Source organism: Dellaglioa sp. CoH-56-MRSF-14, from assembly GCF_056782115.1.
Genome location: NZ_JBXAYB010000002.1, coordinates 66,654 through 89,062, shown reverse-complemented (window position 1 = coordinate 89,062; position 22,409 = coordinate 66,654). Strand labels below are relative to the sequence as shown.

19 protein-coding genes and 1 pseudogene are annotated in these 22,409 nt (G+C 32.7%); 1 reads left to right on the top strand and 19 read right to left on the bottom strand.

The window, feature by feature from the left end:
* Nucleotides 1–90 precede the first annotated feature (90 nt).
* The 3 genes and pseudogenes from pyk to dnaE form a co-directional block, all read right to left on the bottom strand.
* Nucleotides 91–1,509 (bottom strand): annotated as a pseudogene (pyk, locus tag AC1RPX_RS02225) (pyruvate kinase); the annotation flags it as partial.
* Nucleotides 1,510–1,568: 59 nt separating this feature from the next.
* Nucleotides 1,569–2,537: a 6-phosphofructokinase gene (gene pfkA / locus AC1RPX_RS02220; protein ID WP_481761352.1), complete on the bottom strand. Its 969-nt coding sequence runs from the start codon at nucleotides 2,535–2,537 to the stop codon at nucleotides 1,569–1,571.
* A gap of 111 nt (nucleotides 2,538–2,648) precedes the next feature.
* A complete protein-coding gene (gene dnaE, locus AC1RPX_RS02215) occupies nucleotides 2,649–5,969 on the bottom strand; it encodes a DNA polymerase III subunit alpha (RefSeq protein WP_481761353.1) in 3,321 nt (1,106 codons plus the stop codon).
* Nucleotides 5,970–6,101: 132 nt separating this feature from the next.
* Between dnaE and AC1RPX_RS02210 the strand changes: the two genes are divergently transcribed.
* A complete protein-coding gene (locus AC1RPX_RS02210; protein ID WP_409022496.1) occupies nucleotides 6,102–6,290 on the top strand; it encodes a YjzD family protein in 189 nt (62 codons plus the stop codon).
* Nucleotides 6,291–6,410: 120 nt separating this feature from the next.
* On the opposite strand, the gene pepT is transcribed toward AC1RPX_RS02210, so the two are convergent.
* The 16 genes from pepT to AC1RPX_RS02130 all read right to left on the bottom strand — a co-directional run bounded on the left by pepT (nucleotide 6,411) and on the right by AC1RPX_RS02130 (nucleotide 22,395).
* The gene (gene pepT, locus AC1RPX_RS02205; RefSeq protein WP_481761354.1) at nucleotides 6,411–7,661 is read right to left on the bottom strand and encodes a peptidase T; all 1,251 of its coding nucleotides are present in this window, start codon (nucleotides 7,659–7,661) and stop codon (nucleotides 6,411–6,413) included.
* 57 nt (nucleotides 7,662–7,718) lie between these two features.
* On the bottom strand, nucleotides 7,719–8,516 hold the full coding sequence (locus AC1RPX_RS02200) for a Nif3-like dinuclear metal center hexameric protein (RefSeq protein WP_481761355.1): 798 nt from the start codon (nucleotides 8,514–8,516) through the stop codon (nucleotides 7,719–7,721).
* Nucleotides 8,513–9,208: a tRNA (adenine(22)-N(1))-methyltransferase gene (locus AC1RPX_RS02195; protein ID WP_481761356.1), complete on the bottom strand. Its 696-nt coding sequence runs from the start codon at nucleotides 9,206–9,208 to the stop codon at nucleotides 8,513–8,515. Before AC1RPX_RS02195 ends, AC1RPX_RS02200 begins: the two co-directional genes overlap by 4 nt.
* A gap of 97 nt (nucleotides 9,209–9,305) precedes the next feature.
* Complete coding sequence (rpoD, locus tag AC1RPX_RS02190) at nucleotides 9,306–10,445, bottom strand: RNA polymerase sigma factor RpoD (protein ID WP_409022492.1); 1,140 nt, start codon at nucleotides 10,443–10,445, stop codon at nucleotides 9,306–9,308.
* 14 nt (nucleotides 10,446–10,459) lie between these two features.
* Nucleotides 10,460–12,310: a DNA primase gene (gene dnaG, locus AC1RPX_RS02185; RefSeq protein WP_481761357.1), complete on the bottom strand. Its 1,851-nt coding sequence runs from the start codon at nucleotides 12,308–12,310 to the stop codon at nucleotides 10,460–10,462.
* A gap of 192 nt (nucleotides 12,311–12,502) precedes the next feature.
* Nucleotides 12,503–14,578, bottom strand: a complete 2,076-nt coding sequence (gene glyS / locus AC1RPX_RS02180) for a glycine--tRNA ligase subunit beta (RefSeq protein WP_481761358.1) — start codon at nucleotides 14,576–14,578, stop codon at nucleotides 12,503–12,505.
* 1 nt (nucleotide 14,579) lies between these two features.
* Nucleotides 14,580–15,497 (bottom strand): glycine--tRNA ligase subunit alpha, encoded by a 918-nt coding sequence (gene glyQ, locus AC1RPX_RS02175; RefSeq protein ID WP_409022489.1) that lies wholly within the window; start codon nucleotides 15,495–15,497, stop codon nucleotides 14,580–14,582.
* A gap of 270 nt (nucleotides 15,498–15,767) precedes the next feature.
* Nucleotides 15,768–16,559 carry a DNA repair protein RecO gene (gene recO, locus AC1RPX_RS02170; protein WP_481761411.1) on the bottom strand — a complete coding sequence of 264 codons (792 nt, stop codon included), beginning with the start codon at nucleotides 16,557–16,559 and terminating at the stop codon, nucleotides 15,768–15,770.
* Nucleotides 16,560–16,623: 64 nt separating this feature from the next.
* Nucleotides 16,624–17,529, bottom strand: a complete 906-nt coding sequence (gene era / locus AC1RPX_RS02165) for a GTPase Era (RefSeq protein ID WP_409022487.1) — start codon at nucleotides 17,527–17,529, stop codon at nucleotides 16,624–16,626.
* A 43-nt stretch (nucleotides 17,530–17,572) separates the two neighbouring features.
* A complete protein-coding gene (locus tag AC1RPX_RS02160) occupies nucleotides 17,573–17,977 on the bottom strand; it encodes a diacylglycerol kinase family protein (protein ID WP_409022486.1) in 405 nt (134 codons plus the stop codon).
* Complete coding sequence (gene ybeY, locus AC1RPX_RS02155; RefSeq protein ID WP_409022485.1) at nucleotides 17,955–18,440, bottom strand: rRNA maturation RNase YbeY; 486 nt, start codon at nucleotides 18,438–18,440, stop codon at nucleotides 17,955–17,957. Before ybeY ends, AC1RPX_RS02160 begins: the two co-directional genes overlap by 23 nt.
* 107 nt (nucleotides 18,441–18,547) lie before the next feature.
* The gene (locus AC1RPX_RS02150) at nucleotides 18,548–18,991 is read right to left on the bottom strand and encodes a GatB/YqeY domain-containing protein (protein WP_409022484.1); all 444 of its coding nucleotides are present in this window, start codon (nucleotides 18,989–18,991) and stop codon (nucleotides 18,548–18,550) included.
* 17 nt (nucleotides 18,992–19,008) lie between these two features.
* A complete protein-coding gene (gene rpsU / locus AC1RPX_RS02145; protein WP_057973588.1) occupies nucleotides 19,009–19,197 on the bottom strand; it encodes a 30S ribosomal protein S21 in 189 nt (62 codons plus the stop codon).
* 198 nt (nucleotides 19,198–19,395) lie between these two features.
* Nucleotides 19,396–20,286, bottom strand: a complete 891-nt coding sequence (locus tag AC1RPX_RS02140) for a deoxyribonuclease IV (protein WP_409022483.1) — start codon at nucleotides 20,284–20,286, stop codon at nucleotides 19,396–19,398.
* A 105-nt stretch (nucleotides 20,287–20,391) separates the two neighbouring features.
* The gene (locus tag AC1RPX_RS02135; RefSeq protein WP_409022482.1) at nucleotides 20,392–21,201 is read right to left on the bottom strand and encodes an ABC transporter permease; all 810 of its coding nucleotides are present in this window, start codon (nucleotides 21,199–21,201) and stop codon (nucleotides 20,392–20,394) included.
* 18 nt (nucleotides 21,202–21,219) lie between these two features.
* The gene (locus tag AC1RPX_RS02130; protein ID WP_481762404.1) at nucleotides 21,220–22,395 is read right to left on the bottom strand and encodes a CDP-glycerol glycerophosphotransferase family protein; all 1,176 of its coding nucleotides are present in this window, start codon (nucleotides 22,393–22,395) and stop codon (nucleotides 21,220–21,222) included.
* Nucleotides 22,396–22,409 lie beyond the last annotated feature (14 nt).

Sequence of the window (22,409 nt, the reverse complement as noted above, 5' to 3'; positions counted from 1 at the left end):
TGATTAACCCAATAACATTTTTCGTCACCAATGTCTTACCGATATACTAACTTAGGTTCATCATGTACTTGAACCTTAATATAATTAGTCTACTAATTGAACTTTCAAACTGTTTGTTGTTCCTTTTTCACCAACTGGAAGACCAGCAGTGATTAAGATAAGGTCACCTTTTTTAGCGAAACCTAATTCTTTAGCTTTTTCAGTTGCTAAACTAAACAATGCATCTGTTGATGCTGGTTTTTCAGCAATGATTGGGTGAACACCCCAGTTAACTGATAAACCATGACGAGTTTGTTCGTCAAAAGTAATAGCTAAAATATCTGAGTCAGGACGGTATTTAGAAATCATACGTGCTGTTTGACCAGATTTTGTAGCAGCGATGATAGTTTTAATACCTAAGCTATCAGCTGTTTCAGCAACAGCACGACCAATAGTTTCAGTAACATCATTTTTGTCAAATTCATTTAATGCAAATGAGCTATGTGCACGCAATGCATTTTCAGATTTTTCATCAATACGAGCCATTGTTGCAACTGATTCTACAGGGTAGTCACCATTAGCACTTTCACCTGAAAGCATTGTTGCATCTGTTCCATCAAATACGGCATTAGCAACATCAGATGCTTCAGCACGTGTAGGACGTGGGTTTTCTTGCATTGAATCAAGCATTTGAGTAGCAGTAATAACTGGTTTGCCCAAAGCGTTACATTTTTTGATTAAGTCTTTTTGAACTAAAGGAACATTTTCAGCAGGAATTTCAACACCCATATCGCCACGGGCAATCATTAATCCTTCAGAAACTTCCATAATAGCATCAATATTATCGATACCTTCTTGTGATTCAATCTTAGGGAAGATTTGAACATGTTCCATTCCTTTTTCTTCAAGTAAAGCGCGGATATCTAAAACATCAGCTGGTTTACGTACAAAACTTGCAGCAATGAAATCAATGTTTTGATCTAAACCAAAACGAATATCGTCTGAATCTTTTTCAGTAATACCAGGTAAGTTAATTGATACACCAGGAGCGTTAACACCTTTACGTGAACCTAAACGACCAGAATTCATAACAGTTGTTACTAATTCGTTAGCAGCTGTATCAATTTCATCAATTCTCATATCGATAAGACCATCATCAAACAATACGTGGCCTCCAACATGAACATCTTCAATTAAACCTGGGTAAGTAACAGCAATCTTTTCTTTTGTTCCTTCAAGTGAATCATCCATTGAAATACGAACAATATCATTAATTTCAAAGTTGATTTTACCTTCTTTTTGAACAGTAGTACGGATTTCTGCACCTTTAGTATCAAGCATGATACCAACCATTTTACCAGTAATTTTTTCTGCTTCATGAACTAATGTCATACGACCTAAATGTTCTTCATGGTCACCATGAGAAAAGTTGAAACGGAAAACATTAGCACCGGCTTCGATTAATTTAACAATTGTATCAAGATCTGAACTGGCTGGACCAAGTGTACTTACGATTTTAGTTTTTTTCATTAGATTATGATCTCCTCTTAGTTTACTTATTATTTATAAATAACAATAACAGTATTATATTATTTTGGTGTTGAAAGTCGTGTATTTAAGTCTAAAAGACTCAAATCTGTATGATGTTTATGTTCTTCAAGCGTTGCAACAATATCTTCAGCAACTAATTTGTTGTCTTTAATACCAATTGCTAATCCGCCTTTACCTTCCATAAGAAGTTGAACAGCATAATCACCAAAACGACTTGCTAAGACACGATCTTTGGCAGTTGGTACGCCACCACGTTGTGTATGGCCTAAAATAGTCACACGTGTTTCAAAATTACCATATGTGTCTAATTCAGCAGCAAATTCACTAGCTCCCATAACACCTTCAGCTAATACGATAATTCCTGAATCTTTACCATGTTCACGGTTACTGTTGAGCTTGTCTGCAATTTCTTGCATGTTATATCCTTTTTCAGGAATAACAATAACATCAGCACCACCAGCAATACCGGACCATAAAGCAATATCTCCAGCATTTCTACCCATTACTTCAACGATAAACGTACGTTGATGTGAACGAGCAGTATCGCGAATACGATCAATTGCATCAAGAGCTGTGTTAACAGCTGTATCAAATCCAACTGTGAAATCTGTATCAGGAATATCATTATCGATTGTTCCTGGAATACCAACAGCGTTAAATCCACGTTTTGTGAGTGCTAAAGCACCATGGTATGAACCATCCCCACCGATAACAACTAAAGCATCGATACCGAACTTTTTAAGTTGTTCGATACCTTTTAATTGTCCTTCAGCAGTTGCAAATTCAGGATAACGGGCTGAATATAACATTGTTCCACCGCGTTGAATAACATCATCAACGTCAGCATATTCAATTTTATGAATATCGCCAGCAACTAAACCAGCAAAACCATAATTAATACCGTATGCTTCTAATCCTTCACCAATTACACGACGTGCAACAGCACGAACTGAAGCGTTCATACCTGGCGCATCTCCACCACTTGTTAAAATACCAATGCGTTTCATTTCTTCACCTCAATAAGTAATTTAAGTACATATTTCACTCACTATATTAACACTTTTCAGAAAAGTTGTCTTGTTAAATGTGAAAATATTTTCAGTATTTTCAAGAATAAATTACTTAATGACGACATTTTCAGAACCTAATATTTTTGTAAGCGCTGTATGTGTTTCTTTGTCGTTCCTTAACCAATAAGTTCTATCTAAACTAATTTTACGATTGTCTTTTTCATAGTACAAAATAACCGGTGTTTGACCTAACCTTATTTTCATGGTTTGCATTAATTTTTCTATTTTTTCATTTGTTGTTTCTTTAGTAATCTTCAAAAACCATTTTTTTTGAGTTATTCGTTTAAAATAATCATCTGCTAATTCTATTTTTTTAACAATAATTTGTAATCCTCTATTTGTTTCAACATCCCCCGAAACGACAACGACCTTATTTTTTTCAAGTAAAGATTCTTTCTGTCGAAATAAATCAGGAAATATTGTCAAATCAATCTCACTTGTTTCATCCGAACCATTTACAAAGGCCATTTGTTGACCCTTCTTTGTTCGAATAACTTTTACTCTCGTAAGATTAACTAAAATGGTTACATGTGTCTTATCAGATATTTCCGATATTTTTTTAAAATCGCTTTGATTTAGCTGTTTCCGATACTTCTCAACCGGATGTCCCGAAAGATACGCACCTAAATATTGTGATTCTTTTTCTAATCGAACCATTAATGGAAAGTTTGATTGTCTTGCTATCTTAGGTGTTAATAATTCAAATAAATTAGTATTATTTCCACTTAAATCAATACTACTAATTAATTCTGGTAGAGCACTAATCAACTCAGCACGATTATATTCAAATTGATCAAAACACCCAGAATATATTAAAGCTGAAATATTTTCCTCATTTAAATATTTTTTATCTATCCGATGCAGGAAGGATTGGAAATCTGTGAACAATTCTTTTTTCCGTAATGTAATGATATGTTCAATAAAGTCTTTTCTAAGTCCTTTAATACTATTTAATCCAAATAAAACAATATTTTGTCTTAAACTAAAACCTACCTCGCTCATATTAATATCAGGTAATTTAATTATTACATGATATTGCTTTGCTTCCACTAAGTATTCTTTTATTTTTTGCGGATTATTACCAACGGAATTTAAAATAGCTTCAAAAAATGCAGCTGGAAAATTAGCTTTAATATAGGCTAATTGAAAAGCAATTTTACTATAGGCAACGGCATGTGAACGATTAAATCCATAATTAGCAAACTGCTCAATATAACTATAAACTGTTTTAGCTACATCTTCTTGAATTCCATTATCATATGCCCCATTGATAAACTGAGTACGCATTTCATCAATAGTCTTTTTTTTCTTTTTACTCATTGCTCGGCGTAGTAAATCAGCTTCACCAAGTGTAAAATTACCCATCTTTGATGCGACCTGCATAACCTGCTCCTGATAAACTAATACACCATAGGTTGACTCAAGAATTTGTTTTAAACTATTGTCCGGAAATGTTATTTTTTCAAGATGATGTTTTCGTGCAATAAATGTATCTATATTTTCCATCGGACCCGGCCGATATAACGCATTTACAGCTGCGATATCTTCAAAAGATGTTGGTTGTAATTTTTTTAAAACATTTTTGATACCATTAGATTCAAATTGGAAAACACCGGATGTATCACCTAATCTAAAAAGAGCTAATGTTTTTTCATCTTCTAAATTAATGAATGCTGGATTGAAGTCTGCTTGATAATTCTTTTTAACCTGTGTTACAGCTTGATCTAAAATATTTAAATTACGTAGACCTAAAATATCGATTTTTAATAAACCAACATTTTCAACTATATCTTTAGAATACTGCGTTAAAAGAATATCCTCACTTCCATTTTGTAACGGAACCACTTCTCGTAAATCAATTTGGCTCAATACGACCCCTGCTGCATGCGTAGAGTAGTGTCTTGGAATCCCTTCGATATGCTGCGCAATTGTAAAAATATTTTTATTTTTGGAACTATCATTAACTAAATTACGTAATTTTTGTGATTGTGCTAGCGCCTCTGTCAACGTAATTTTCAAAACATTTGGAATTGAATCACTCCACCCTTTCATTTCAAAAGGTGATACACCAAATACTCGACCAACATCCCTCAAAGCCTGTTTTGCTGCCATTGTGCCAAATGTAATAATTTGAGCCATGTGATAATGTCCATATTTTTGATGTAAATAATTAAGGATTAGTCCACGTTTATCATCTGGAATATCTAAATCAATATCCGGCATCTGAACACGTTTTGAATTCAAAAAACGTTCAAACAATAAATTATATTTAATTGGATCAACATCCGTAATCGTTAAAACGTAGGCTGTGATCGATCCAGCAGATGACCCTCGTCCTGGGCCAGTTATAATATTTTGCGAATGAGCATAGTTCATAATATCCCAAACGATTAAAAAGTAATCTTCAAATCCCATTTGTTGAATAACGTTTAACTCAAGTTCTAATCTTTGTTTATATTCCTTAGGTACACCATTTGGAAACCGCTCATTTAATCCAGTATTACACATACTTCTCAAATAACTATGTGCTGTTTCATTATTAGGTAATGGATACTCAGGTAGTTTGGGTTGTGAGAATGTTAATTCCAGAGACGTTTCATCTGCTAAATTTTGGGTTTCTTGAATTGCATCTGCCATTAGCAATTCTTGATATTGCTCCGTTATCTCTTTTGGATTTCTTAATGCATATTCTCCCTGAATTTGTTCATCAACTTTATTAATTAAAATCGTTTCACCAGTACTAATTGCCTTTAACACATCAATATCAAACTGATTTTCAGCATCCAAATAAGCTACTTCATCTAGCGCAATTACACGAATATCAAAATTTTGAGCTAAAGATTTAATTGATTGTGCCGTAATTTTATCCATTAAGTGAGATAGGCCAACTCGAATATTTTCTGAACCTATTAAGCTTTGATATTTGGCTAATAATTCTTTTGCATCGGATATTTGACTTTGTTCAATTAAATAACTAAATTCACTTTTTTCACTAGGTGATAATATAAATAAACCGTCTAAATAGTTAGTTAAACTACTAAAGTTTAACTTATCATCATTTAAGGTCATTTTTAAGGTCGATAATTGCATTAAATTTTGATAACCTTGTTTATCTTTTGCAATAAAGGTCAATTCATATTCATGGTTTGTTTCGATTAAACCGGAGATATCTAACGTTAGTCCGATAATTGGCTTAATTTCAGCTTTTTGACAGGCATTATAAAAATCAATTGCACCATACAATGTATTATTATCTGTTAAGGCAATTGCTTTATAGCCTTTACTTTTAGCACTTTGAACAAGATCATTAATTTTAGTGGTGCTTTGTAATAAGCTGAATGAACTTTTAACTTTTAACGGAACAAACATTTTATCCCCCTTTTCACGTATCTATTAATGTTATTATACAAAACTTTTTAACAATACCCAATAGACACTAAAAAGCTTTTGCAAAAATAATTATTTGTGCTAAAATTAGCTTTGAATGTGAGGTGCTGTTCTATGATGAAACAATTAACAATTCTCTTTTGGGGCTTCATTTTTGGTGAAGTAATTGGTTATATCGTAAGCTCACTAACTGGTACATTGTTTGCACCAGTTTTGTTAATCGGTATTATTTTTGCAGTTACCGGCTTAATTGTCGTAAATTGCCTCTACGCCATTCTCAAAGATCCTAAATCAGATAAATAAAAAAAGATAAACTAATTAGTTTATCTTTTTTTTGGCTTTATAAGACTATAAGGAAAAATTTGAGAAAGAAAGGTCTCAATATGTCCTCTAGTTTAACTCATCCACACTATTTAATAATACCTATTTTGTTTCTTCAGATACTAATTTTATAATTTCTAGAACAACATCCGTTGCTTTTTCCATTGTTTCAACTGAAACAAATTCAAATCGCGCATGCATATTTTCTGCTCCAGCAAATATATTTGGTGTTGGTAATCCCATGAATGAGATTTTTGAACCATCTGTCCCACCACGTACTGGATAGATATCCGGTTTAATTGCTAAATTTTCCATAGCTTCTTTAGCAACAGTCACAACAGTCATATCCTTCTCGATTACTTCACGCATATTGTAATATTGATCTACCATATCAATTGTCACACGTTCAGAATCAAAATCAGCATTCATTTTATCAGCAATACCCATCATATACTTTTTGCGATCTTCGAATTTTTGGCGATCATGATCACGAATAATATATACCATTTTTGCTTCATCAACTGTACCTTCTACTGAAATTAAATGGTAAAAACCTTCGCGGCCTTCAGTTTTTTCAGGTACTTCATCTTGTGGTAATAATGAGTCAAATTGATTTGCTAACTTACTTGCATTAATTAAAACACCTTTAGCAGTTGCAGGATGAACTTCCTTACCTTGAATTGAAACGACTGCTTGAGCAGCATTAAATGTTTCATATTCTAATTCACCTAATGGTCCACCATCAACAGTGTAAGCTAAATCAGCTCCAAAATCGGCTACGTCAAATTTATCAGCACCTACCCCAATTTCCTCATCAGGTCCAATACCAACTTTAATGTCACCATGCTTAATTTCAGGATGTGCAACTAAATAAGCTACAGCAGTAATAATTTCAGCTACTCCCGATTTATCATCTGATCCTAATAGTGTTGAACCATCTGTTGTAATTAATGTATTGCCTTTATAATTTTTTAAATTTGGAAATTCTTTAATAGTTAGTTTAAATTTACCATCATCGTCAAGATTAATATCAGATTCGCCATCATAATTTTCAACGAATTGGGGGTTAACACCCTCTGCTGTAAATGCAGCTGTATCCATATGTGAAATAAAACCAACCGCTTTAACGTTTTTACCAGCTTCTAAATTACTTGGTAATGTTGCTAAAACATACCCACTTTTTTTAGAAATACGTGCATCCTTTAATCCAATTTGTAAAAGTTCTTCCTTTAATTCTTTCGCAAATTCAACTTGAGTTTGCGTTGAAGGAGTTACCCCTGAATTTTCATCAGAACGAGTTTCTACTTTAACATACTTAATAAAACGTGGAATTAATTCTTCATATTTTGTCATGATAGCGTATCTCCTAATCTATTATTTAATATCTCTAATCATACTCTAATTTTAAAATTAAATAAACTGAAATGGATCTGTATTAATATCTGATTCAATAATCTCAATTTGCCAATTATTTTCTAGATTCCATTCTCCAAATAACCGTTTCAATTGTGCTTTACAGATACTTTCAACATGATGGCCCGGATCAATAACTGACAACCCTTCTGCTAACATGTCATGAGCCGTGTGGTAGTAGACATCTCCTGTTACGTAAACATCCGCCTGCTGCTTAATTGCCTCATGATAAAATTTACCACCATCACCACCTAGAACTGCAACACGCTTAATTGATTGCGTCAAATCATTAGAAATCAGTCTTAATCCACTTATGTTAAATTGCTTCTTACAATATTCAGAAAATTCAATAACAGTCATAGGACTAGTTAAATTTCCGATTCGACCCATTCCATAATCTGAACTATTTGTATGCACTAACGGGATTGTTTCTTGTAATTTTAAACGACTCGCTAACCAATCATTCATCCCACCTGTAACATTGTCTAAATTAGTATGAGCTGCATACACTGTTATATTATGACTCAATAAATCGGCATACATTTTATTTTGAGGATTCGTAGTATCCAAATTTTTTGCCGGTCTAAATATTAATGGATGATGTGCGAAAATAAAATCTACATTTTTATTAATTGCTTCTTGGACAACTTCTGGACGAACATCTAAAGTTGTCATTACTTTAGTAACAGTATTATTAATATCACCTAATTGTAGGCCTACTGGATCACCAATTTCAGCCATACTTTTTGGAGCAAATACTTCGAATTGATTGACTAAATCAATAATTTTTGTCATCCCAGCATCTCCTCAATTTCTTTGATATCAACTTCTAATATCCTTTTTTTATCAATAGGAACTTTATTTGCTGCCTCAAAATTTTTTAAAACTTTACGCTTTTTTTCCATTTGCTTGTGCCATTTAGCTTTGAATACATCGCTTTGCTCAATTCTTAATTTAGGTCCATACTTTAAATCTAATATCGAGTAGCTCATTTTAGTGTTAACTTTCTCAGCAACAATAATTTCATAGACATGATGGTCGTCTTCGACAATATCTTCATCAATAATTTGATATGAATGATCCATTAACCATTCTCTTATTAATTTTTGTCCAACATTAGGTTGAATAATTAAACGACGGACACCCGTTAATTTTTCTAAATCGGCAGTAAATATATCCTTTATTAAAGGGCCACCCATTCCGGCAATTGTGATAGTATCAATATTATCGTCTAATTTAATTGCCTTTAACCCATTAGCTAATCTTGGCATTATCATGTGGTCTAATCGTTCTGTATTAATTTCTGTTACGGCATTTTCATAAGGCCCTTTAGCTACTTCTCCAGCAACAGCATATGAAATAATTTTATTAATAGCTAAATACGCAGGTAAGTAAGCATGATCCGATCCAATATCGGCCAATCGTGCATTTTTTGGTACAAATTTTGCAACTCGAACTAATCGATCTGATAAATGTCGTGCATCCATTTCTTGATCCTCTTCTTTCGTATCTTATCTTTTCTTATTATAACTAAAAAAGGACCATTATAAAACAGGTTTCGTTTTATAATGGTCCTTAAATTTTTTATTCTAAGAAATCTTTTAATTGTTTTGAACGAGATGGATGGCGTAGTTTACGTAATGCTTTAGCTTCAATTTGACGAATACGTTCACGTGTCACTCCAAACACTTTACCAACTTCTTCAAGTGTTCTTGTGCGACCATCATCAAGACCGAATCTTAAACGCAGAACATTTTCTTCACGATCTGTTAATGTATCAAGAACATTTTCTAGTTGCTCCTTCAAGAGTTCATAAGCCGCATGGTCAGCTGGACTAGTTGCATCTTGATCTTCAATAAAATCACCTAAATGTGAATCATCTTCTTCACCAATTGGTGTCTCTAATGAAACAGGTTCTTGAGCAATTTTTAAAATTTCACGAACTTTTTCGGCTGGCATAGCTGGCATATCCATTTCAGCACCAATTTCTTCAGGAATTGGTTCGCGAACAAGTTCTTGTAATAATTGGCGTTGAATTCTGATTAATTTATTAATTGTTTCAACCATATGAACTGGAATTCTAATTGTACGTGCTTGATCAGCAATAGCACGTGTAATTGCTTGTCTAATCCACCATGTCGCATATGTTGAGAATTTAAATCCTTTACGATAATCAAATTTCTCAACAGCCTTCATTAATCCCATGTTACCCTCTTGAATTAAATCAAGAAATTGCATTCCACGACCAACGTAACGTTTAGCAATTGAAACAACTAAACGTAAATTAGCTTCTGCCAATTTTTGTTTTGCTTCTTCGTCGCCTTCTTCAATTTTTAATGCTAAAGCAACTTCTTCTTCAGCTTTTAAAAGGTTAACACGACCAATTTCTTTCAAATACATTCTAACTGGGTCATTAATTTTTATTCCAGTTGGTGCTGATGTGTCTTTTAAAGCTTTCTTTGTAACTTTTTCAGCTGCTTTTAAACTATGTTCACTTGGGTTTCCCTCTTCATCAACAACAGCAATACCAGCATCTGCGACTTTTTGAAGTAATTTATCCATACGATCAGCATCTAAATGGAATGGTGTTGCTAGTTCATCTGTTAAATTATCATACTTAATTTCTTTTTTTACTTTATATTCCTTGATCAACTTCGTTTGTGCTTTTTTAAAGCCTTTTTCGTCAAATTCTGATTCTTCAACTTTTTCTACTTTTTTTACCATTAATAATTCCTCCCTTAGATGGATGTTCGTGGTACTTGTTGTTTTTGATATAATGCAATTAACTTAACTGATAATTCATTGGTTAGTTCTGTATTGCCAAGACGATTTGCTTCCATAAGATCTGATCGAACTTGATTAATTGATTGTTCCATCGGCGAATCATTCATAATGACGGACACACAATCATCAAATTCATCCTCTGAAGACTCTTCTGCAACTGTCATCAGCTCTATTTGCATTAAAAATCTCTTTGAAGACTCTTCTGGCAAGTAATCTAAAAAACTAGCAATTTCATATTGCTCATGTAATTCTAAATAGCCTTCAGCTAACGTATATATTAACTGATAACTATCATGAACAAAACTAAAATCATCAATTGATCGAATTTTCAGCCAAGCTGTATGATCATGTAATATACGATAAAGCAATAATCTTTCAGCTCTTTCAACACGATCAATTTTTTCATCGCTCATGACCTCTGAGCGATTTTCTACAGGTGGTTCATCTGTTCGAACCCTTGGAACTTGATTAACTTGTTGCACTACTTTTGGTTGAACGGCAACTAAATCAATTAACTGTTGTCTTAGAATTCCTTTATCAATTTTAAATTCATCTGCCAACTGATTAATATAAATATCTTGCTCAAACGGCGTTTTAATTGTAGTTAAAACTTGTAGTACTTGATCAATATAATCAATTTGCTCACTTTCATTTTTTAAGTTTTTATTTCGTTTCAAAAAATTCATTTTGAATGAAATAACCGTCTCTCGAGCAGAGTGAGCTAACTCCAGAAACGCTTCTTTACCATTTTTTTTAACAAACTCATCAGGATCCATACCGTTAGGAATGGCTAGCACGCCAACTTTCATTTTTGTCTGATTCGCTAGCAGGTTCAAAGCACGATTTGTTGCATTTTGCCCGGGTTCATCCCCATCATAACAAATATTTAATTGTGATGTTGAACGTTCTAACAAATAAATTTGTTCATTTGTTAAACTTGTTCCCATAGAGGCGACACCATTTTTAACTCCAGAGCGGTATGCTGCTAAAACATCCATAAATCCTTCGAACAAAATAACATTTCCTTCTGTCCGAATTTCTTTTTTTGCCAAATCGTAATTAAATAGAATCTCTCTTTTATTAAAAATAGGCGTTTCAGGACTGTTTAAATATTTAGGTAATTCTTTATTTTTTTCAAGCAGACGACCTGAAAAGGCAACAACTTGACCATTTTGATTTCTAATCGGAAACATCACTCGATCAATAAATCGTTCACGCAAATCACCTGTTTGATTTTCAATAAATAGTCCAGACTGCCTTAATAATTGATAGTCTACTTTCTTTTCCTTAAAAAAATCTTGTAAGACCGATTTCCCAGGCGCAAATCCAATTTGGAAAGTTTTGATAATTTCATCCGTTATACCACGATTATGCAGGTAATCTAATGCCTTTTGACCCATTTCTGTATTCATTAAAATGTGTTGATATAATTTAGCACCGTCATCATGAATTTGCTTTAACTGACGATTTTCAGTTGATTCTTGTGTCCTTGCTGACTGAGATTCAGAATATTTACTATCGATATCCATTCCTGAAAATTCTGCAACTTTATTGACAGATTCTGGAAAGCTAAGTCCCTCTAGCTCAATTAAGAACTTAAAAACATTCCCACCTCTTCCACAGCTAAAACAGTGAAAAATTTGTTTCTCTTCGCTTACAGAAAATGAAGGCGTTTTTTCTTCATGAAATGGACATAAACCCATAAAATTACTACCAGATTTTTTTAATCCGACATACTGACTAATGATATCAGTAATATTCACACTAGTTCGCACCTGTTCAATTACGTTTTCGGGTATTCTCATTCCAACTACTCACCTCCAAAACTAACGATACGAAGTTACCTATATTTTGAGTACCCATAATAATAGCATTTATTTGACATAAATACAATTATTAGCTTCAAGTAATAGACACTTTTGTCAAATATGACTATTCTGATTCTATTACCAAACAAAAAAGGAATTTATCTTCACAGATAAATTCTCATTTTTATATTACTTAATATTTAATTTACTTAAATTACCTAATTTTGAACTCATCTTAGCAATTAAACTCAATTGATTTAAGCGATTATTTTTAATTTTTGTATCATCAACCATAACCATTGTCTGGTCAAAATAATTTTCAATTAGCGGACGAATCTCGCTTAATGTAGTATATAACTTCTCTGACGTTAAATCTGCCAACTGACTTTGGATTATTTCAACTCGTTCAAATAAATCTTTTTCAGCAGTATTATCTAATAATACTTGTTCAACAACTAGATTAGTTGCCTCATTTTTATCTGCTAGCTTTAATACACGATTGATTGCTTCAACGGTCTCCTTGAAATCCTTATCATTTTTATGATTTTCTAAGGTTACAGCGGCCTCTGACATAACTAATAAATCTGCATCTGTACTTTCAACAACACTTTCAATTACATCATAACTGACGTTTTTATTTGAAAGCCATTGCTTCATACGATCATTAACAAAACTTAAAATATCTTTATCATTTTCGCCAACAGTCATCTTGGTAAATAAATCTGGATGTATCGTTGCCAATTCCTTAATATCGTTCAGTACCTCAAGTGGTGAAAAATGCCACTGACGATCTTCAACAATTCTAACTATCCCAAACGCTTGACGACGAAGTGCATAGGGATCATTTGATCCAGTTGGAATTAATCCAACTGAGAAGAAACTTGACATGCTGTCCAACTTATCAGCAATTGCTAAAACTGCACCAATTTTTGATTTAGGTAGTTCGCCATCAGCACTAATTGGCATATAGTGTTCAGAAATTGCTTGTGCAACAGTTGGATTTTCGCCCATTAGCAAGGCATATTTCTCACCCATAATTCCTTGAAGTTCAGAAAATTCTCCAACCATCCCTGTTACCAAATCAAATTTATAAATTTCACTTGTTCTTTGTAAAAGAGATAATTCATGGTCATTTAAGCCAAGGCGTTTACCAATGATTTGTGCCATTAATTGAACACGTTCCATTTTTTCAGACATTGATCCAATTTTATCATGGAATGTGACATTTTTTAATCGCTCTACATAATCATTAATCGTTTGTTTTTGATCTTCTTGGTAGAAAAATGCAGCATCTTCCAATCGTGCTGTAAGAACCTTTTCATTGCCTGCTTCGACGTTAGCAATGTTAGCTTCTGTCCCATTACGAACTGAGACGAACATTGGTAAGATTTCATCGTTTTGGCCACGCACATAAAAGAATCTTTGATGGTCTTTCATTGAAGTCATTAGAACAACATCAGGAATATCTAAATATTTCTTATCAAAATGACCAGAAAATACTGTTGGATATTCAACTAAATTGTTAACTTCTTCCAAAAGATCCTCATCAAGAATAATATGCCAGTCTTGATTATTTTCAAGATTAGTAATTTGTGTTCTAATCATTTCTTTTCGTCTATTAGAATCAACGATTACATATTGTTCTTCTAATTTTTTAACATACTCTGTTACTGAGGCTAAATCTACAGCTTCTCCTAAAAAACGATGGCCTTGCGTTTGGCGGCCAGATTTAATATTTAAAATACTGAATGGAATAACGTCACTATCAAGTAACGCAACTATCCAACGAATTGGTCTAACATATTTAAAGTCATAATTTGCCCAGTGCATCATTGTTGGGAATGTCATCGCTTCAATCACATCTTTAATCTGAACCAAAATATCTTTGGCAGATTTACCAGCGATAAATTTATTTACATAGACATACTCAACGCCTTTTAATTCTTTAAACGTTATATCGTCTGTTGTTACTCCTTGTCCACGGACAAAGCCTTTTGCAGCATTAGACCAATTTCCTTCATCATCCATGGCAATTTTCTTTGCAGGTCCTTTAGCTTCTTCTTGAATATCTGCTTGTTTATCAGCCAAACCAGTCACTTCAACAGCTAAACGTCTGGGTGTTGAGAATGCCTTTATTTCGTCAAATGATAACCGTTGCTCTGTTAAAAAGTCACCTACACGTTTAGCCAATTGATTTTGGCTAGGTGTAACAACATGAGCAGGAATTTCTTCTAACCCAATTTCTAATAAAAAGGAATGTGTCATCTTATTTATCCTCCTTTAATAATTTACTACGAAGTTTTTCATCTTTTAGTAATGGGTAGCCTAATTTTTTACGCTCCTGTACGAAAACTTTAGCAATTGATTTAGCCATATTTCTAATTCTTGCTAAATATCCAGCACGTTCAGTAACAGAAACGGCTCCTCGAGCATCTAATAAATTAAATGTATGACTACATTTTAAAACATAATCGTATGCCGGATGAACTAACCCATTGGCAATCTGTTTTTTGGCTTCTGTTTCATATACATCAAACAAATTAAATAACATTTCTTGATTGCTTTCTTCAAATGAATATTTAGAATTTTCATATTCTGGTTCTTTAAATATGTCGCCGTACATGACCCCATCAGCCCATTCAAGATCATAAACACTCTCAACATCTTGAATATATGAAGAAAGGCGCTCTAAACCATAAGTAACTTCACTAGTGACGGGATGTACCTCTAATCCACCAACCTGTTGGAAATAAGTAAATTGTGTAACTTCCATACCATCAAGCCAAACTTCCCAGCCAACACCAGCACAACCCATTGATGGGTTTTCCCAGTTGTCTTCAACAAATCGAATATCATGTTCAGCTGGATCAATACCTAATGCACGCAAACTATCCAAATATAAATCTTGAATATTTGCAGGAGATGGTTTCATCACAACTTGAAATTGATGATGTTGGTACAAACGATTGGGATTTTCGCCATAACGACCATCTGCAGGACGTCTTGAAGGTTCAACGTATGCAGCATTCCATGGTTCTGGTCCAATTGCACGTAAAAATGTGTAAGGGCTCATAGTTCCAGCACCTTTTTCTGTATCATAAGCCTCCATTAACATACAACCCTGATCAGCCCAGAATTTTTGTAATGTCATAATAATATCTTGAACAGCTAACTTTTTTGACATAGTATTCCTCCTTATTTTTAAGCACAAAAAAACCTATGCAGTCTTATAGACCACATAGGGACGATTTTAATATCGCGGTTCCACCCTACTTCTGGTTCAATTCAACCAGCAGCTTCATTAACAAAGGACTCCGAAAATGCCAATAAAAATAATTAATTACTTAGCTTGCACTAATCCTAAGTTCGCTTTAATAACTATTCTTACCCTTTTTCATCATAATCCCGCTATTTATTTCTCTATAATCATAGTTTAGAAATAAGTATTTGTCAATTATATTTCAGTATTTTTCTTTAATGAGACTGGCCAAGAACTGATTCCATCGATAAATTTTTTACTTTTCAAATTTAATCCAACACTATTATCATAAATAACATCAATAATACGACGTAATTCCTTTTTGGTACTCTCAGCAACCTTGATTGAATTTAATTTATCAAGATTCACTACAGAAAATTGTCTCAAATAAAAAATTGTTTTTTGAGTAGCATGAAGTCGATTATTATCAAGATACCAATGTTTAGAACACAGTAGCCCACCGTAAGATTCTGAATAATCAAATTCTCCCTGCGTTTCGCCACCAACTGCACAGACCTGCAATTGAGGCTGTACACCAAAAACTGTTAATAGCTGAATTTCAATAATATTTGTAATAATTTCTGGATCAAATTCTTCGTTAATCAATCGAATTGCTGTCACAACTTTTCGGTACCAAACAGAGATGGGTTCGTTATCTTTGAATGCAGCATCAATTAAACTAAAAATATAAATGGTATAAGCATTACTGATTATATCCTGTGAAATCGTTTGAAATTGTTCAAACTCTTTAGCAGTATTAATAAATGATAATCCGTTGTCATTTATACTCCCACTGTAAGTTCCGATTGTAAATGGTAGTAAAGCAGCAGATAATTTGAATCCTCGTTTTCTAGCACCTTTAATAAAAAACATTTTTTTACCATAACGATCGGTTAAAAATTTCACTAAAAGATCACGTTCTTTATATTCTTTACGATAAAGTAAAATCCCTTCAAAATCTGCATTATTCTGAACGATACTATGCATCCCCTTTCCATGAGCAAATAAAAATCGGAACAAAAATTATCTTGTTCCGATCATTAGTTACTTCTTAATAGTCATCTTCACGGTAACCAAATGCTTTTAAATCAGTCTGTTTATCTCGCCAATTTTTTTGAACTTTAACCCAAAGTTCCAAATAAACGCGATCACCAAGCATCGTTTCGATATCTTTTCTAGCTTTAACACCGATATCTTTTAACATTTTACCACCTTTACCAATAATAATACCTTTTTGCGTTGGACGTTCAACGATAATTGTTGCAGAAATGTGCAATTTTTCTTCGTCCTCTTTTTTTATATCTTCAACCAAAACGGCAACTGAGTGAGGAACTTCTTCTCGTGTTAATTGTAAAACTTTTTCACGAATTAGTTCACCCATAACAAAACGTTCTGGATGATCTGTAATTTGATCTTCTGGGTAAAACTGGGGTCCTTCAGGTAATTCACTAATTAATGAATCAACAAGCTCATCGACGTTATTTCCTTTAAGTGCTGAAATTGGGAAAACTTCTTTATAGTCCAAAGATTCTCGATACGTTTCCACAATAGCTAATATTTCATCAGGGTGAATTTGGTCAATTTTATTAATAACCAAATAAATTGGTTTCTTAGTATCTTTTAATCGATCAATAATAAAATTATCTCCTGGTCCACGTTTTTCTGTTGCATTAACCATAAATAAAATAGCATCAACTTCACCAAGTGTTGAAAGTGCTGATTTGACCATAAAATCACCTAAACGACTCTTTGGTTTATGAACACCAGGTGTATCAATAAAGACAATTTGTGCATCATCTGTTGTATAAATACCTTGAATTTTATTTCTGGTCGTTTGTGCCTTATCACTCATAATAGCAATTTTTTGACCCATAACATTGTTTAAAAATGTTGATTTTCCAACATTTGGTCGTCCTAAAATTGCCACAAATCCTGAATGAAACTTTTTATTTTGCATTAATTAATTCTCCTCTTATTTATGTACCTTTTATTATAATTGACTAATCAAAAACTAATTCTAACAGTTGTGGGATAAAAATAAGACATCCAACAATCATCGCAAATAGTGCCGAAAGTAAGACAGCAGCAGCTGACATATCTTTAACTTTTTTTGCAATCTCATTATATTTATGACCAGTTGTCAGATCAACCAGATTCTCTATAACTGTGTTCCAAACTTCATTAATAATAACCATACTAATGCTAAGAGCTAGCCATAGCCACTCTGTTTCAGAAATTTGAAAAATTGCCGCACAAATAGATACTAGTATCATCATGGCTACATGTTTTTTCATATTTCTTTCTTCTTTAAAAACCGTAACAAGGCCATCTAGAGAATGTCCTAGTGACAACAAAAATGTTCGATTTTTTTTAACTTGGCGCTTATCGTTTAAGGCCATAAGCATCTAATATCTCTGTTTGTAATCCAAACATTTCTTTTTCATCTTCAGGTTCCATATGATCGTAACCATTTAGGTGTAAGAACCCATGGACTGTCAAAAATCCCAATTCACGTTCATAAGAATGACCATAATCAACTGCTTGTTCAGCAACTTTTTCAGTTGAAATCATGATATCACCGATATTTTTAGCAATTTCAGGCATATCCATACCTTCATCATCAGGAAAAATAATTGGCATATCATCTCCATCTTCTTCGATTGCGAAGCTGATGACGTCAGTTGGTCTATCTACATTTCGATATTCACGATTAATTTTGTGAATTTCTTCATTATTCATTAAAGTAACTGACATTTCTGTTTCATCAGGTAATTTTATTTTCTTACCCGCAAAATTAAGAATTTCTTTAATTAATGTTATATTTTTTTCTGGTTCTGCCTTAGTGTGGTCAAAAATTTCTAAATCCATAATAACCCTCTTTAAATTCGTTTTATATGTCCCAAAGTTACTCAACTCAAATAATAGCATAAAAAAAAAGGAACTACAATTCAAGTTGAATTGTAATTCCTTTTTCGCTAATTTAATAATGATTTAACTGTCTCACTTATAACCTTACCATCAGCGCGTCCCTTAAGTTTAGGAATAACCGCACCCATGACTTTTCCAAAATCAGCTTTTGATGTTGCACCAACTTGTGAAATAACTTCTTTCACGACATCAGTAACTTCTTCAGCTGATAATTGTTCAGGTAAATATTTTTCGACAATTTTTATTTCCATATCAAGATTTTCTAAAAGATCATCTCGACCGGCATCTTTGAATTCTGCATAAGATTCTTTGCGTTGTTTTAACTCGCGAGCCAATAAAACAGTTTCATCATCAACTGATAAATCATGACCTGCTTTAATTTCTTCGTTTGTAACAGCTGCTTTAAGCATTCTTACAGTACTTAAAGTTTGTTTGTCTTTTGCTTTCATCGCTTGTTTTAAATCGTTATTAAGTGTTTCTAATAGACTCAACGTGATTCCTCCCTAGACTAGAAGCGTTTCTTAGTTGTTTTACGCTTTCTTGCTGCTTCGGATTTCTTCTTACGTTTCACACTTGGCTTTTCATAGAATTCGCGTTTACGGTATTCTTGTAATGTACCTGTTTTAGAAACGGAACGTTTAAAGCGACGAAGAGCATCATCGAGAGATTCGTTTTTACGTACGACTGTCTTTGACATAGATATCCCTCCCTCCGAGCTTGAATGTAACCGTCTTTTTATGCATTAAGTTGCATCGTCGAACTGTCCTTGTTCATTATAACTAAAGTCTTTATCGCCGTCAATAAATCTTTTATAAAATATTTGAGATAATACAAAAAATATACTTTTTTTTAACAAATTAAGCATAAATCAATTGATCTAAATCAATAAACAGCTTTAATTTAACCCAAGTTCCGTTAATAGATTAGGATTAAAGGTATTTTCTTTAAACATCAAAATTTCTTTTTGATATGGTGATTGTTGATTTTTTTTATCTACACCTACATATGGTGTTTCTAATATTTTAGGTACCTTACTAAATCTTTCGTCATGTACAATACTATTTAATGCATCAAACCCAATTTCACCAAAGCCAATATTAGCATGTCTATCTTTATGACTTCCTTGAACATTTTTTGAATCGTTAATATGAAAGACTTTCAATCGATCAATTCCAATAATATCATCAAACTTTTCTATAACAGATTCAAAGTCATCTTTAATATTATATCCAGCATCACTAGTATGACATGTATCAAACGTAACAGATAATTTATCATTCAACTTCACACCATCAATCATTTGTGCAATCTGTTCAAATGTTCGTCCAACCTCTGTACCCTTGCCCGCCATTGTTTCAATAGCAATTTGAATTTTTTGGTCTGAAGTCAAAACTTCGTTTAATCCTTCAATGATATGTTTAATTGCAGCTTCATCTCCCGCACCTACATGAGCACCAGGATGGAGAGTCATTTGAGTAGCACCTAATGCTTCGGCCCTATCTATTTCAGCTTTCAAAAAATTGATTGCAAATGTAAAATTCTCTGGTTTAACTGTATTTCCTAAATTGATAATATAAGGGGCATGAACAACTATATCACTTAATCCATGTTCCACCATAAAGGCTTTACCTTTTGGAATATTCATCTCTGAAATATCTTTTCGCCTTGTATTTTGAGGTGCTCCCGTATAAATCATAAATGTACTTGCTCCATTATTCGAAGCCTCTTCGGCGGAACCAAGTAACATATCTTTTCCCTTCATACTAACATGTGATCCTATCAACATTATCCTTACCCCTTTTCGCATTTTAACTTGATTGTATTATAACATTGATTATAAAAAAAGATTTAGAATACTCACCTGACAGGAAGTTTTCTAAATCTTTTATATTTAAATTAAATCAACAAAATGAGCTCTAAATTTATAGTGTAAATGTGATCCTATTAAGAGGAACATTAATGTGATTGACCAAAATAGTAATAGTTGTGTTGGATTATTAAAAAACCAACCTTCGCTCAAGAAAGTTTCTCTAAACCCTGCGACTAAATAGTTAAACGGATTTATTTGTAGAATTCTAACAAAAACTTTAGGAAAACTACCAGAATTTAAATTGAATAAAATACCTGACATGTAAAATAAAACCCTCATAATCGATTGGAGTGCTATATAGTAATCACGAGCTAAAATTGAGATGGTTGAATTAAAAATACCGAAAGCAAATAAAAATGCAATCATACAGATAAAATAATAAATGTACTGTAACCAATACAAAGTGGGCGTTACACCTGATAATAATAAAACAATAATACTAAAACCGAACATAACCCAATACGCAGTCATTTGACTGACCATACGAATTGTTGGTAGTACGCTAACTGGAAATTTCATTTTAGCAACTAATCCAACTTTTTCATAAACACTACGAGACATACCAAGTACACTAGAATTCATAAACAACCATGGGGCGATACCCACCATCATCCAAGCAAAATAATTAACCCCATCTATCTGTTGTCCAGCGTGCAAGGCAACACCGAAAACAAGATAGTAAATACCAATTTGAATCATTGGGTTTAAAAACTCCCATGCAATTCCTAAATAATGACTTTGGTAACTTGCTCGATCTTCATATTTTGAAACTCGAAATATAATTGGTAAATTTTCAAATTGTTCTTTTATAATTGAAATAACTTTTTTCAATGTATTGACGCTCCTTATTTAAGTAAAATAATAATCTAGAACACGCTCTGTCGCATGCCCATCATTAGATGTATTCCATAATAAATTAAATGTTGCTAATTGTCTATCACTATTTTTGAATTCTTTATAAGTAGCAACTAGTTCACTCATTGTTTGCACAATCGGTCCTGGTACCCAGTTATTAAAATCCGATTGAATCCCAATACTACTTTCATAATTCTTTAAATCAAAACAATAGAATAAAACTCGTTCAGCGTTTGGCAATAAACTGAAATCAAAAATAACCGATGAATAATCTGTAATTAAACAATTTGTGATGACCAACAATTCTCCAGTTGTGTATTCATCCACCCATAAAATATCATTATTCTTAGATAATAATTTTTTAAAGGCAAGCTCTTTGTCCTTTAAATGCGGATGTAATTTAATAATTAACTTAGTTTCATCATTTAATAATTCTTGAATATTAGAAAAATCATCTGGTATTTCTAATATAACTTCCCCATTTATATCTTCTCTATATGTTGGTGCGTATAAAATGATTTTTTTCTTAATTAAGTCTGGGTGGCTACTAAAAATATTTTTTTTTGTTAATTTTATCCAATTGCTATCTTTAAATTTATCTGTAGCAGGGTATCCAAGTTCTAAAATGTGATTATCAGAAACATGATAACTTTTCTTAAATACTGACCCCATTTTAGCTGACGCTACAATAAAATCATCAAATTGATTATAGACAGATTGAAATCGTTTTTTATCTTCAGCTGATCGATCAGCTGTCTTAGGCTCATCCCAACCAAACGATTTAATTGCCCCATTTGCATGCCAAAGTTGAACAATTTTGGTTGTTTTTTTTGTATGCATTGTGGCTAAAAAAGCAAAATAATTATCGACAAAAATTAAGTTACTCTTAGAAATCAGAGGGATTAAATTTAATACGAAAGAAATATTTTCAGTAAATATTTTGGTTTCAATATTTAAGTCTTCGATATTCTTAATTTCTAACTTCATAGAAGGTCGATAAAAAATGATTAAATGTTGATTATTATCTAAACATCTTTGATTTAATTTCCGAATGAAGTCACTATTACCACCGAAACTCATTAAATAGCTGATATTAGTACTTTTTTTAGAGAAATTCAGTAACGAAAATAGTCTGATGAGAAATAAGTAGATTATCTTTTTAATTTGCATAACTTATTAATCCT

Bases quoted from the DNA above. Each gene is read 5' to 3' on its own strand.
- pfkA (WP_481761352.1), bottom strand. From the start codon at position 2,537: ATGAAACGCATTGGTATTTTAACAAGTGGTGGAGATGCGCCAGGTATG.
- dnaE (WP_481761353.1), bottom strand. From the start codon at position 5,969: ATGTTTGTTCCGTTAAAAGTTAAAAGTTCATTCAGCTTATTACAAAGC.
- AC1RPX_RS02210 (WP_409022496.1), top strand. From the start codon at position 6,102: ATGATGAAACAATTAACAATTCTCTTTTGGGGCTTCATTTTTGGTGAA.
- pepT (WP_481761354.1), bottom strand. From the start codon at position 7,661: ATGACAAAATATGAAGAATTAATTCCACGTTTTATTAAGTATGTTAAA.
- AC1RPX_RS02200 (WP_481761355.1), bottom strand. From the start codon at position 8,516: ATGACAAAAATTATTGATTTAGTCAATCAATTCGAAGTATTTGCTCCA.
- AC1RPX_RS02195 (WP_481761356.1), bottom strand. From the start codon at position 9,208: ATGGATGCACGACATTTATCAGATCGATTAGTTCGAGTTGCAAAATTT.
- rpoD (WP_409022492.1), bottom strand. From the start codon at position 10,445: ATGGTAAAAAAAGTAGAAAAAGTTGAAGAATCAGAATTTGACGAAAAA.
- dnaG (WP_481761357.1), bottom strand. From the start codon at position 12,310: ATGAGAATACCCGAAAACGTAATTGAACAGGTGCGAACTAGTGTGAAT.
- glyS (WP_481761358.1), bottom strand. From the start codon at position 14,578: ATGACACATTCCTTTTTATTAGAAATTGGGTTAGAAGAAATTCCTGCT.
- glyQ (WP_409022489.1), bottom strand. From the start codon at position 15,497: ATGTCAAAAAAGTTAGCTGTTCAAGATATTATTATGACATTACAAAAA.
- recO (WP_481761411.1), bottom strand. From the start codon at position 16,559: ATGCATAGTATCGTTCAGAATAATGCAGATTTTGAAGGGATTTTACTT.
- era (WP_409022487.1), bottom strand. From the start codon at position 17,529: ATGCAAAATAAAAAGTTTCATTCAGGATTTGTGGCAATTTTAGGACGA.
- AC1RPX_RS02160 (WP_409022486.1), bottom strand. From the start codon at position 17,977: ATGCTTATGGCCTTAAACGATAAGCGCCAAGTTAAAAAAAATCGAACA.
- ybeY (WP_409022485.1), bottom strand. From the start codon at position 18,440: ATGGATTTAGAAATTTTTGACCACACTAAGGCAGAACCAGAAAAAAAT.
- rpsU (WP_057973588.1), bottom strand. From the start codon at position 19,197: ATGTCAAAGACAGTCGTACGTAAAAACGAATCTCTCGATGATGCTCTT.
- AC1RPX_RS02140 (WP_409022483.1), bottom strand. From the start codon at position 20,286: ATGTTGATAGGATCACATGTTAGTATGAAGGGAAAAGATATGTTACTT.
- AC1RPX_RS02130 (WP_481762404.1), bottom strand. From the start codon at position 22,395: ATGCAAATTAAAAAGATAATCTACTTATTTCTCATCAGACTATTTTCG.